Source organism: Micromonospora sp. NPDC051227 (assembly GCF_044455385.1).
Classification (GTDB): Bacteria; Actinomycetota; Actinomycetes; order Mycobacteriales; family Micromonosporaceae; genus Micromonospora.
In genome coordinates this window covers 364830-376316 of the sequence record NZ_JBITET010000004.1, presented here as the reverse complement: position 1 = coordinate 376316, position 11487 = coordinate 364830, and the positions used below count along the sequence as shown (strand labels likewise).

Genomic DNA, 11487 nt, shown 5'->3' with positions numbered 1-11487 from the left:
GTCCCCGCCTTTCGCCCAAGAGAGGGCAAATCCCCAACCACAAGTGCAAGATCGACGCGGTCGGGGGTGGGGCGGGGTGGGGTGGGGTGGGGTGGGGTGGGGGTAGGGACAGCACTACGGAGGAGAGGCGGGGTTTCGGGATGGGGACGCCGAGCCCAGATGCCTAGCCTTTGAGCATGACCGCCGTTGCCGCCACCAGCGACCGACCGACGCTGGCACCGAGCATCCCCCGCCAGCTCTTCGTCGACTCCGGGTACGTGGTGCTCGGCCTGCCCCTGGCGGTGGCCAGCTTCGTCGTCCTCATCGTCGGCCTCGCGGTCGGCATCGGCCTGGTGGTCACGGTGATCGGCCTGCCGATCCTCAGCGGCACCCTGTACGCCGCCCGTGGGCTGGCGGACGTCGAGCGGTTGCGGCTGCCCGCGGTGCTCCACCAACCCCGGATCCGGCCGCACTACCGGCTGCCCGAGACGGGCGCGAACGCCTGGCGGCGGATCTTCGTGCCGATGCGGGACGCCCAGTCCTGGCTCGACCTGGCGCACGGCATCCTGCGGCTGATCGCGGCGGTGGGCACCTTCGTGGTGACGCTGTCCTGGTGGGCCGCGGCGATCGCCGGCTCGCTCTACTGGGCTTACGACTGGGCCCTGCCCCGGGCCGACGGCGAGGGTGACCAGGACCTCGCGCAACTGCTCGGCCTGGGCGACTCGACCACCGCCCGGATCGGCCTGCACACCGCGCTCGGGGTGTTCTTCCTGATCACCCTGCCGATCGTGGTGCGGGGCTGCGCACTGCTCCAGGCCAGCTTCGCCAAGGCCATGCTGACCGGGGTGGCCGAAATGCGTGACCGGATCACCGTGCTGGAGGAGCAGAAGCGGGCCGCCGTGTCCGCCGAGGCCTCCGCGCTGCGCCGGTTGGAACGTGACATCCACGACGGCCCCCAGCAGCGACTGGTCCGGCTGGCCATGGACCTCAGCCGGGCCCGGATGCAGCTCGCCTCGGACCCGGAGGCGGCCGGCCGAACCATCGACGAGGCGGTCACCCAGACCCGGGACACGCTGGCCGAACTGCGGGCGCTGTCCCGGGGCATCGCCCCGCCGATCCTGGTCGACCGGGGCCTGCCCAGCGCCCTGGCCGCGATCGCCGGCCGCGGGCTGATCCCGATCGAGCTCCAGGTGGACCCGCAGCTCGGCACCCCGGCCGGGCGGCTCGACCCGGCGGTGGAGAACACCGCGTACTTCGTGGTGTCCGAGGCGCTGACCAACGTCGCCAAGCACAGCCGGGCCACCGAGGCCACCGTGGCCGTGGCCCGCAAGGGCACCCACCTGCAGGTGCGGGTGGGCGACGACGGGCAGGGCGGCGCGCACCTGGCGAAGGGGCATGGACTCGCCGGGATCGCCGACCGGGTCCGTGCCGCCGGTGGCGAACTGGTGGTGGTCAGCCCGACCGGCGGCCCCACCGAGATCCGCGCCGAGCTGCCGCTGTGAGCGGTCCCGCACCGCGCCGAGCCCGTACGACGGGCCGGACGTGGTAGACAACACAGCCATGCGCATCGTGATCGCCGACGACGCCGTCCTGCTTCGGGAGGGGCTGGTCCGGCTGCTGACCGAGAGCGGGCACCAGGTGGTGGCCGCCGTCGGGGATGGTGACGCCCTGGTCGAGGCGGTGGTCGAGCACCGGCCCGACGTGTCGATCGTCGACGTCCGGATGCCGCCGTCGCACACCGACGAGGGGTTGCGGGCTGCGGTGGAGGCCCGCCGGCTGGTACCGCGTACCCCGATCCTGGTGCTCTCCCAGTACGTCGAGGTGTCGTACGCCGATGATCTGCTCGCCACCACCGGCGGCGCCGGCGGCGGGATCGGCTACCTGCTCAAGGACCGGGTGGCCGCGATCGACGAGTTCCTGGACGCACTGCGGCGGGTGGCGGGCGGCGGCACGGTGCTCGACCCGGAGGTGGTCGGTCAGCTCTTCGCCCGGCGTCGCCGGGACGACCCGCTGCGCGAGCTGACCCCCCGCGAGCGCGAGGTGCTCGCCCTGATGGCCGAGGGGCGTTCGAACACCGCCATCGCGCGCGCCCTGGTGGTCAGCGACGGCGCCGTGGAGAAGCACGTGCGCAACATCTTCACCAAGCTCACCCTGCCGCCGGACACCGAACAGCACCGACGGGTGCTGGCCGTCCTCACCTATCTGCGGAACTGACCTCCCGGGCCAGGGCAACCGCGTCGGTGAGGGTGTCGGCCACCGGGTGACCGGAGGCGCGCAGCCGGGCCGGGTCGGTGAACCCGCCGGTGTAGAGCACTGCACGGCCACCCACCGCGAGCGCCGCGTCCGCGTCGTCGATGGAGTCGCCGATCAGCACCACCGAGGCGCCGTCCACGCCCAGTTCGGCCAGGTGCTGCTGGAGCGACTCGGCCTTGTGGCCGCCGCCGACAGTGGCCCGCAGCCCGTCGACGCGGGTGAAGTGGCCGGTCAACCCGTACGTGTGCACGGTCGGGACCAGCTCCTCGTGGAACCACATGGAGAGCAGGCTCTGGCTGCCCGGCCAGGCCGCCATGGCGGCGCGCGCGTCGGCGGCCAGCTCGCAGGTGGTCAGCCCGGTGCGGTACGCGTCGTGGAAGATCTTGTCCAGTCGGCCGAACTCGTCGTCGTCCACGGCCTGCCCGAGCACCTCGGCGTAGTACTCGGCGATCGGCCTGCGGAACCGCACCCGGTGCTCGTCCGGGGTGACCGTCGGCCCGCCGAGGCTCGCGAACACGACGTTGGTAGCGGACACCACCAGGCTGAGGTCGTTGAGCAGGGTGCCGTTCCAGTCCCAGACGAGGTGCGGGTGCGCAGAGGTCATCAGAGCACCATAGGCACCCGTCAGAGCTGCGGCGTGGTCAGGTCCCGCAGCAGCCGGTCCTCCTCGACCCGCCAGTAGCCGTGCTCCTTGCCGTCGAGCATCACCACCGGCAACCGGTCCCCGTACTCCCGCTCCAGCCCCTCGTCGCCGGTGACGTCCCACTCGACCCACTTGTCGCCGGTGACCGCGACCACCCGGTCGAGCGCCGCCTTGGCGTCGTCGCACAGGTGGCAGCCGGGTCGGGTGATCAGGGCGAGTCGGGCGTCACTGGCCATCGGTTACCTCCGTGCCGTCGGTCGGCGTCGCCGACCGGAGTTGGGTCTTGCGTACCTTGCCGATCGCCGAGAGCGGCAGGGCGTCGACGAACTCGACAGCGGTCGGGCACTTGAACCGGGCCAGGTTCCGTGCGCAGTGGGCGAGCAGTTCCTCGCTGGTCACCGGTCGGCCCTGCACCGGCACCACGTACGCCCGCACAGTCTCGCCGGTCCGCGGGTGCGGCACACCCAGTACCGCCGACTCGACCACCCCGGGGTGCCCGGCGAGCACCAGCTCGACCTCGTGCGGATAGACATTGAACCCGTTGACCAGGATCAACTCGCCGAGCCGGTCGACCAGGAAGAGGTCCCCGTCCTCGTCGGCGTACGCGATGTCACCGGTGCCCCACCAACCCTCGGCGTCCGGGCCGCCCCGACCGTCGGGCCAGTAGCCGGTGAAGAGGTTCGGACCGGACACCACGATTTGCCCCGGGTCGGTGCCCGGTGCCACGTCGGAAATGTCCAGCTCGTCCGGGTCGTCGTCGGGGACGGCCAGCCCGTCGCGCCACAGGTCCGTCCCGTCGGCGCCGACCAGGCGTAGCCGCACCCCGGGCAGCGGCCGGCCGATCGAACCCGGCTTGGCCACGCCGCCGACCAGGGTGGAGGTCAGCACCGGCGCGGTCTCGGTGAGGCCGTACCCGATGTGCACCTGATGCCCGGTGACCTCCGTGAAGCGCGCCGCGACCGCGGGTTCGAGCGGTGCCGCGCCGCAGACCGCCACCCGCACCGACGCGGTCGCCGCGCGGGCCGTGGCCGCACCGGCCCAGGTCAGGAACATCGACGGTACGCCGACCAGCACGCTGACGCGGTGCCGCGCGATCTCGTCCAGCCCCGCCGTCGGGCCCGGCTCGTCGAGCAGCACACCGGTCGCGCCGTGGTGCACGACCGCGCCGAGCCCCGAGTTGAGCCCGTACGCGTGGAACAGCGGCAACGCCAGGAGAACAGTGTCGGTCGGCCCGACCACCGGCGGCTCGATCTCCGCGACCTGTTCCTGGTTGGCGAGCAGCGCCTGGTGCGAGAGCATCGCCCCCTTGGGTCGCCCCTCGGTGCCGGACGTGTAGAGCAGGACAGCCAGGTCGGCGCCGCCGCGTCGAGGGCGGGGTGCCGGTCCGGGCGCCTCGGCGGTCGGGGGCGTGCCGTGCACCGAGGCGAGCGCGGGCAGCTCGGCGGCCACGTCGGCGACCAGGCCTCGAACGTGGTCGGTGGCGATGAGCACCGACGCGCCGGAGTCGGCCAGCACGTGCCGTAGCTCCGGGGCGGTGAGGCCGGGGTTGACCGGCACGGTGACCAGCCCGGCGCGGAGGGCGCCGAGCCAGGTGATCACGAAGTCCGGTGTGTTGGGCAGCGCGATGGCGACGCGTGGCGGCAGACCGCCGGGGTCGGTGGGTGGCGCGGCGGCGGACAGACCGCGGGCGGCGGCGTCCACCGCGCCGTCCAGTTCGGACCAGCTCAGGGCGTGCTCACCCCAGTGCAGCGCGGGCCGGTCGGCGCGGTCGAGAGCCGCCCGGCGGACCCGGTCGGCGAGGTTCGGCGCGGGGCTTTCCGAGGCGTCCTGCACGGTGATCGAGTCTGGCACAGCGGACGGCGAGGGGCCACGCCCGACGGTGGGGGCCACGCCCGGAGGACGGCACCGCGGCAGTCCCGTGTACGGGACTGTCCGGTGTGCCATCGGCGATCCGATCAGGTCCTGTCGATGGGACGTGCGACGCTGACCACGGGCAGTTCGGCCGCCCCCGTCCGGTCGGCCGGCGCGGCGGGTAGGCCGAACGGGCGGCGCGCCTCCGACCTGGGGATCCATCCTGGAACACCGGGCCGACGGAAAGTCAATCGCACACGACGGACAACCGGTCCGCCATCGGTGCGGAGGAGCGGGAAATACTTCCGCCTTGTGTAACGGACTTGCCACGCGCGGGTGACGTTGGCCCTATCATCACTCGGGTCGGCTCACCCCATTTGCCGTGAGTCGACACCCCTCAGCCCGAGGAGGCCCCCGTGCCTGTGAGCGCATTGGACCAGCACCTCCAGGGGAATTGCCGCCCGTCGGCAACTCCCGTGACCGTCCTGCCCGACCGGTCATCCGGTCGGTCCGCCCCGACGAGAGCTAGACCGGCCCGCCCGGCGACCGACGGGACGGGGGCAACGCGGTGACCACCTTCGGTTACGCGGAACGCCCGGTCGGCCTGACCGGTCAACCCGCCCGCTCCCACGTCAACGAGCGGCCAGCGGCCCGTGCCCCATCGGACGAACAGCACGGCGGCGTCGTGCGGGGTGACGGCGCGGCGCCACGGATCCGCAGCCGGCCACACCACAACGAGCCACCCCCGCGACCCGCGGTGCCCGGTGGAAACGCGAAGCCGGCCGGCGGCCGGGTCGCCGTACCGTCCCGACCCACCATGCCTGTGCAGGGTCGTCGGGTAAGCGACACACCTGCGGTCACCACCGACCCGGCGGCGGGTGAGACAGCGGTGATCCCGGCGGTGCCGGCCACCACCGCGACCACCCCGACCGGTTTCCCGAGCCGCCCGGACCCGTCCGACCCGGCAACCGAGGTCTGGACGCTGATCGAGCGGGCCCAGGCCGGCGAGTCCGAGGCGTTCGGTCTGATCTACGACCGCTACGTGGACACCGTCTTCCGGTTCGTCTACTTCCGGGTCGGCAACCGGCAACTCGCCGAGGACCTCACCTCGGACACGTTCCTGCGCGCGCTCAAGCGGATCGGCAGCTTCACCTGGCAGGGCCGCGACCTCGGCGCCTGGCTGGTGACGATCGCCCGCAACCTCGTCGCGGACCACTTCAAGTCGGGCCGGTACCGACTGGAGGTCACCACCGGCGACGTGCTCGACGCCGACCGGGAGGACCGGGGCCCGGAGGGCAGCCCGGAGGCGGCGGTGGTGGAGCACATCACCAACGTCGCGCTCCTCACCGCCGTCAAGCAGCTCAACCCGGAGCAGCAGGAGTGCATCGTGCTCCGCTTCCTCCAGGGCTTCTCGGTGGCCGAGACGGCCCGCGCGATGGGCAAGAACGAGGGCGCCATCAAGGCCCTCCAGTACCGCGCAGTCCGCGCCCTGGCCCGGCTGCTGCCCGACGGCTTCCAGCCGTAGCTTGTTACGGCGGGACCGACGGGCGTCGATCAACGTCCGCACAGCTCAGAGTCGGTCCCGCCCGGTGACGACCATCACTTTCTGTAATTTCCGCTCCGCCAGGCCCGTAACCCGTGCCCGGTCCGCCGCGTTTCTCCGGGTGCGACCGGTGGATGTCCCGGCAGGCCCGGGTCACCGAGGTCCGACCGGCATGCCGGCGGCACCTCACCTCCTGGTGTCACACTGCCGCCCGGTCGCTGGCAACGACGGCGGCCGACCGGCCGTGACCAGCGAGAGGAGGTGCCTGCGGTGGACAACACCCTCTTCTCCCGCCGGCGCGCGGAGCGCTTCGCGCAGCTTCTCGACGAGGCCAACGGCGCTCGACGACACCACGTGCGATCCCGGGTGGACGGCCAACTGGCGCCGCTCGTCGCAGTGGGTCAGCGGCTCAGCGTCGGCCCCCCGGCTGTCGAGGTGGACCAGGACTTCCGTACCGGCCTGCGGGCGATGCTGCTCGCAACCGCCGAGCGGGAAGGGCTGGGCAGCGCACCAGTGGCGGTCAGCGAACCGGCCGCCACGACCACCCGCGGGCGGCTACTGCCGGCGGTCACCGCACGGCGGGCCCGAGCCCGGGGCGCGATCCTGGTCGGCATCGCCGCCGGGGCCATCGCCGTCTCCGGGATCTCCGCCGCCAGCGAGAACGCGGTGCCCGGTGACGCGCTGTACGGCATGAAGCGCTCCACCGAACGGGCACAGCTCGCCCTGGCCAGCTCCGACATCAGCAGGGGCCAACTCTTCCTGGACTTCGCCCGGACCAGAGTCGGCGAAGCCGCCAAGCTGCGCGGTGACCGGATCGGCTACAGCGCGGTCCTCGACGACATGGACGCCGACAGCCGGCAGGGCGTTCGCCTGCTGACCTCGGCCGCTGTGCAGCGGGCCGAGCCGGGCAGCCTGGACACTCTGAACACCTTCGTGTCGAGCCAGCGCCGGGCGGTACGCGGTCTGCTCGACGGGAGCACCCGGGTCGACCGGGAACGGACCCAGCGGTCGCTGGTGTTGCTGGACAGCATCCGGGAACGCTCGGACGACCTGCGCGCGGCGATCGCCTGCGGCCTGCCGGCACCGACCGCCAGCGACGCCCTCGGGCCGAACCCGAGCACCTGCCCCGGTGCCCGCTGACCCGCGTCCCCATACCGCACGTCCGACCGGCCGCGCCACAGTTCGCTGTGTGCCCGGCCGGTCACCCGTCTACGGCGGATACCCTCGCGGGGGAGCATCCGTCGTACCGGTGAGGAAGGGATTCGCGTGGCGCGTAGCCGTAAGGTGACGGTCAGCACCGACGCCGAGGGGCACACCGCAGCCTGGGCGGAGACCGACCTGGCCCCGGTCAGCGCACCCGACCCGACCGCCGCGGCGTTCTTCGACGTGGACAACACGATGATGCAGGGCGCGTCGATCTACTGGTTCGCCCGTGGTCTCGCCTCCCGGAACTACGTGACAACCGCCGACCTGGCCCGATTTGCCTGGCAGCAGCTCCGCTTCCGGCTGCTGGCCCGGGAGCACGCCGGTGACATGTCAGTGGCCAAGGAGGCGGCGCTGGCCTTCGTTCAGGGCTGGCGGGTCAACGAGGTCGAACACCTCGCCGAGGAGATCTTCGACGAGATGATGGCCCCCCGGATCTGGGCCGGCACCCACCAGCTCGCTCAGCGTCACCTGGACGCCGGTCAACGGGTCTGGCTGGTCAGCGCCGCCCCCGTCGAGATCGGCCGGGTGATCGCCGCCCGGCTCGGCCTGACCAGTGCCATCGGCACGGTGGCCGAGGTGCTGGACGGGGCGTACACCGGGCGGTTGGTGGGTGACCTGATGCACGGGCCGGCCAAGGCTGAGGCGGTCACCCAGCTCGCCGCCGTGGAAGGGCTCGACCTGTTCCGCTGCGCGGCCTACAGCGATTCGGCGAACGATCTGCCGCTGCTCTGCGCGGTGGGCCGGGCGGTGGCAGTCAACCCGGACGGCCCCCTGCTGCGGCAGGCCCGCCAGCACGGTTGGGAGGTGCGGGACTTCCGCACCGGCCGCCGAGCGGTCAAGATCGCCGTACCGTCGACCGCCGCCGCCGGGCTGGTCGCGGGCGCGGTCACCGCAGGCCTGGCCCTGCAGCGCCGCCGCCGCGCCGGCTGAGCCGCCCGCCAAGGGCGGGTGTCAGAGCCTCGGCTCGACCGACACCTCTGAAACACGCCCTATGGGCCGAACGGATCGGGACGTCGCTCCAGCAGCGTGTGCAGGGTCTGCTGGATGGTCTCCCGCACCTGGTCAGCGAGGTTGAAGACCACCAGCGGGTCGTCCGCCGAGTCGGTCAGGTGCGCGGTGGGGATCGGCGGGCAGAACTCGATCAGCCACTTGCTGGGCAGCGGCACCATGCCCAGCGGGCCGAGCAGCGGGAACGTCGGCGTGACCGGGAAGTAGGGCAGCTTCAGCAGCCGCGCCAGGGGCTTGAGGTCGGCGAGCATCGGGTAGATCTCCTCGCCGCCGACGATGGCGACGGGCACGATCGGGGTGCCGGTGCGCAGCGCCGCCGAGACGAACCCGCCCCGCCCGAAGCGTTGCAGTTTGTAACGGTCGGCGTAGAGCTTGCCGATGCCCTTGAAGCCCTCGGGGAACACACCGACCAGATCGCCGCCGCCGAGCAGCCGCTCGGCGTCCGGGTTGCAGGCCACAGTGCCGCCGGTCTTGCGAGCCAACTCGGAGACCACCGGCATCCGGAAGACCAGGTCGGCGCCGAGCAGCCGCAGGTAGCGGTGGGCGGGATGCTTGTCGTGCAGCGCCGCCGACAGGATCAGGGCGTCCAGTGCCACCGTGCCGGAGTGGTTGCCGACCACCAGCGCGGGCCCATCCACGGGGACGTGCTCCACCCCACTGACCTCGGTGCGGAACCAGTCTCGGTAGAGCAGCCGCAGCAGCGGGTGGAAGACCGCGTCGGTCAACTCCGAGTCGAAACCGAACTCGTCGACCTCGTAGTCACCGGAGAGCCGCCGGCGCAGGAACGCCAACCCGTTCGCGACCTTGCGGTCCCAGTGGTCCCCGGGCCGGTCCGACACCGCCGGCTCGGTGCCGCCGGGCAACCCGGCGTCGACCTCGTCGGAAGGTGTCGGGGTCGAGGCCGAGGTCGGGGTTGAGGCCGGCGGTGTGGTCGAGGCCGGCGGTTCCGTCGGGGTCGGCGTGGCCTGCGCGGCCGGTCGATGTCCGTTGCGCCGCGCCGGCTCCGCGTCCGGCGCGGGCACCTGCTGCGGTACGTCGAAACGCCCGACCGACTGCGGGTCGCGCCCCTCCTCCGGCCCACTCATGATGCCGCCTCGGTTCGCGACTGCGGGGCTCGCAAGACCGGCTCACTCCTCGCGCTCACGATGACCGCTCCCGGATCGCTGAACGGACCTGCCGGATGCCGTCCAGGACGAGTTGCTCGGCAGCGGCCAACTGACCCCGGGTAACCACCATCCCACCGTGGTGGGCGCGGATGAAGTCCTCGAACGCCTCTGCGGTCGACCGGGGGGTGAAGCCGTACTCGTGCTCGAGCCGGCTGGTGTCGACCACCCGGCCGTGTACGAAAAGGTCGACCTGGTCCAGGCCGTAGCCGCCGAAGCCCATGCTGCGGGCCAGCGCTGCGGCCCCGGAGAGACCCGGCTCCAGCACCGGGACGGCCACCCGTCCGGCACGTCGGATCGCCTGGGACAGCGACAGCACCCCGGGGCCGGCGACGTTGTACGTGCCGGGATGGTCCTCCACGATCGACCGGTGCAGCACCTCCAGCGCGTCGTCGAAGTGCAGGAACTGCAGGCGGGGGTCACGGCCGAAGACGGTCGGCACGAACGGCTGTGAGAAGTAGCGGGTCAACGTGGTGTCGGCGGTCGAGCCGATGAACGGGGCGAAGCGCAGCACCGTGGCGGTGACGTCTGATCGGCGGCGGCGGAAGCCGCGCACGTACCCCTCAAGGTCGAGGATGTCGCGGCCGAAACCGCCGCGCGGCACCTCGCGGGGCTCGGTCTCTTCGGTGAAGACCGCCGGATCCCGGAACGACACCCCGTACGCGGCGGTCGACGAGCGGACCACGAGCTTGCGCAGTCGGGGTGCCCGCTGGCAGGCGGCGAGCATCTGCATGCTGCCGATGATGTTCTGGTCCTTCATCGCGGACCGGCCGCCATGCGCCGGATCGGGTGAGGTGACCAACGCGAGGTGCACCACCGCGTCGACGTCCAGGTCGGCGAGGAGGCCACCGAGGGAGCCGCTGTCAACTCGGATGCGTTCGACCCGGTCCAGCAGGTCGGGGAACTCGGTGCCGGAGTCCGGTGCGTCGACCCCGATGACCCGCTCGATGCGCGGGTCGGCGGCCAGTCGAGCCGCCACGTGGGCACCGAGGTAACGGCCTACTCCGGTGACGACGACGACCCCCGGAGCACCTGAGGTGCCACCGGGGGTCATCTGACGCACCTACGCCGGCAGGATGGACCGAGCCGGGACGACCACGGCCTGATCACCTGAGCCTCCGGAGGTCGACAGTTTGGCAAGTGACGCCGAACGCCGGGCCGACAGCCCGGCGGCGATCACTTGCCGAGACGGCGACGCTGGACGCGGGTCTTGCGCAGCAGCTTGCGGTGCTTCTTCTTAGCCATGCGCTTACGGCGCTTCTTGACCACCGAGCCCATACGACAGCCTTTCGATACAACGTGCGGGGCGGACCGGATGACACCACGCAGGTGGCGACGGCGACCGCTTGCGGACAACGGACCGGACCAGTCTGGGCGGCGGGGCGCACCGGTGGGGTCTCGGTCGGGCTCCAGGGTAGCCGGAGGGCGTCAGCCGGACCAACGCGCCCCCGTCGCGGCCGCCTCTGGACCGCGACAGCGGGCCCGCAAGCTCACTCCTCACGCCCACCGATGCCGGTCAGCTGACGATCGGAGGGCGGGGCGGTGGCTCAGGCGGTCTCCTGAAAGGCACCCCGGAGATATTCGTGCACCGCATGCTCGGGCACCCGGAATGACCGGCCGACCCGGACGGCGGTGAGCTCACCGCTGTGCACCAGGCGATAGACCGTCATCTTTGACACCCGCATGACCGTCGCCACCTCCGCGACGGTCAGGAACTTGACCTCCGACAGCCGTCCGTCGGACTGTGACCCGGCCATGGCTCACCGACCCATCCCATGCCCGGCGCGTGCCAACCCGACGGATGCTCCGGGCCGGGCCGACGACGCGCGTGTTACCAGTAC

The 11487-nt window shown here is 72.2% G+C and carries 12 protein-coding genes; 5 read left to right on the top strand and 7 right to left on the bottom strand.

All coding sequences use genetic code 11. The features are described from left to right. The first annotated feature begins 176 nt into the window (after window positions 1-176). Together ACIA47_RS13235 and ACIA47_RS13230 are read left to right on the top strand one after the other, a co-directional pair. A complete protein-coding gene (locus tag ACIA47_RS13235) occupies window positions 177-1481 on the top strand; it encodes a sensor histidine kinase (RefSeq protein WP_203120885.1) in 1305 nt (434 codons plus the stop codon). A gap of 58 nt (window positions 1482-1539) precedes the next feature. After that, window positions 1540-2193: a response regulator transcription factor gene (locus ACIA47_RS13230; RefSeq protein WP_030329744.1), complete on the top strand. Its 654-nt coding sequence runs from the start codon at window positions 1540-1542 to the stop codon at window positions 2191-2193. Here the strand turns inward: ACIA47_RS13230 and ACIA47_RS13225 are convergent. Genes ACIA47_RS13225 through ACIA47_RS13215 form a run of 3 tightly spaced genes read right to left on the bottom strand, consistent with a single transcriptional unit; the run spans window position 2174 to window position 4708 of the window. Beyond that, a complete protein-coding gene (locus ACIA47_RS13225; protein ID WP_396707814.1) occupies window positions 2174-2836 on the bottom strand; it encodes an HAD family hydrolase in 663 nt (220 codons plus the stop codon). The genes ACIA47_RS13230 and ACIA47_RS13225 overlap by 20 nt on opposite strands. A 20-nt stretch (window positions 2837-2856) precedes the next feature. Beyond that, window positions 2857-3111 (bottom strand): glutaredoxin family protein, encoded by a 255-nt coding sequence (locus tag ACIA47_RS13220; protein ID WP_030490173.1) that lies wholly within the window; start codon window positions 3109-3111, stop codon window positions 2857-2859. Then, window positions 3101-4708, bottom strand: a complete 1608-nt coding sequence (locus tag ACIA47_RS13215; RefSeq protein ID WP_396707812.1) for an AMP-binding protein — start codon at window positions 4706-4708, stop codon at window positions 3101-3103. Before ACIA47_RS13215 ends, ACIA47_RS13220 begins: the two co-directional genes overlap by 11 nt. A gap of 586 nt (window positions 4709-5294) precedes the next feature. On the opposite strand from ACIA47_RS13215, the gene ACIA47_RS13210 reads away from it, so the two are divergent. The 3 genes from ACIA47_RS13210 to ACIA47_RS13200 all read left to right on the top strand — a co-directional run bounded on the left by ACIA47_RS13210 (window position 5295) and on the right by ACIA47_RS13200 (window position 8405). Next, complete coding sequence (locus ACIA47_RS13210) at window positions 5295-6251, top strand: ECF subfamily RNA polymerase sigma factor, BldN family (protein WP_396707810.1); 957 nt, start codon at window positions 5295-5297, stop codon at window positions 6249-6251. 288 nt (window positions 6252-6539) lie between these two features. Beyond that, window positions 6540-7409, top strand: coding sequence for a DUF5667 domain-containing protein (locus ACIA47_RS13205; RefSeq protein WP_396707808.1), 870 nt, complete (start codon window positions 6540-6542; stop codon window positions 7407-7409). A gap of 126 nt (window positions 7410-7535) precedes the next feature. Further along, window positions 7536-8405 carry an HAD family hydrolase gene (locus tag ACIA47_RS13200; RefSeq protein WP_396707806.1) on the top strand — a complete coding sequence of 290 codons (870 nt, stop codon included), beginning with the start codon at window positions 7536-7538 and terminating at the stop codon, window positions 8403-8405. A 59-nt stretch (window positions 8406-8464) separates the two neighbouring features. On the opposite strand, the gene ACIA47_RS13195 is transcribed toward ACIA47_RS13200, so the two are convergent. From ACIA47_RS13195 to ACIA47_RS13180, 4 genes are all read right to left on the bottom strand, one after another. After that, complete coding sequence (locus ACIA47_RS13195) at window positions 8465-9346, bottom strand: lysophospholipid acyltransferase family protein (protein ID WP_396708233.1); 882 nt, start codon at window positions 9344-9346, stop codon at window positions 8465-8467. Window positions 9347-9623: 277 nt separating this feature from the next. Then, window positions 9624-10700, bottom strand: coding sequence for an NAD-dependent epimerase/dehydratase family protein (locus ACIA47_RS13190; protein ID WP_203120880.1), 1077 nt, complete (start codon window positions 10698-10700; stop codon window positions 9624-9626). A gap of 122 nt (window positions 10701-10822) precedes the next feature. Further along, window positions 10823-10924 (bottom strand): 30S ribosomal protein bS22, encoded by a 102-nt coding sequence (locus ACIA47_RS13185; protein WP_007465623.1) that lies wholly within the window; start codon window positions 10922-10924, stop codon window positions 10823-10825. 269 nt (window positions 10925-11193) lie between these two features. Then, window positions 11194-11403, bottom strand: coding sequence for a helix-turn-helix domain-containing protein (locus ACIA47_RS13180; RefSeq protein WP_007465625.1), 210 nt, complete (start codon window positions 11401-11403; stop codon window positions 11194-11196). Between the last annotated feature and the right edge of the window lie 84 nt (window positions 11404-11487).

What these genes read in the sequence shown, in the direction of transcription:
- ACIA47_RS13235 (WP_203120885.1), top strand. Translation starts at nt 177, where the DNA reads ATGACCGCCGTTGCCGCCACCAGCGACCGACCGACGCTGGCACCGAGC.
- ACIA47_RS13220 (WP_030490173.1), bottom strand. Translation starts at nt 3,111, where the DNA reads ATGGCCAGTGACGCCCGACTCGCCCTGATCACCCGACCCGGCTGCCAC.
- ACIA47_RS13225 (WP_396707814.1), bottom strand. Translation starts at nt 2,836, where the DNA reads ATGACCTCTGCGCACCCGCACCTCGTCTGGGACTGGAACGGCACCCTG.
- ACIA47_RS13185 (WP_007465623.1), bottom strand. Translation starts at nt 10,924, where the DNA reads ATGGGCTCGGTGGTCAAGAAGCGCCGTAAGCGCATGGCTAAGAAGAAG.
- ACIA47_RS13180 (WP_007465625.1), bottom strand. Translation starts at nt 11,403, where the DNA reads ATGGCCGGGTCACAGTCCGACGGACGGCTGTCGGAGGTCAAGTTCCTG.
- ACIA47_RS13190 (WP_203120880.1), bottom strand. Translation starts at nt 10,700, where the DNA reads ATGACCCCCGGTGGCACCTCAGGTGCTCCGGGGGTCGTCGTCGTCACC.
- ACIA47_RS13230 (WP_030329744.1), top strand. Translation starts at nt 1,540, where the DNA reads ATGCGCATCGTGATCGCCGACGACGCCGTCCTGCTTCGGGAGGGGCTG.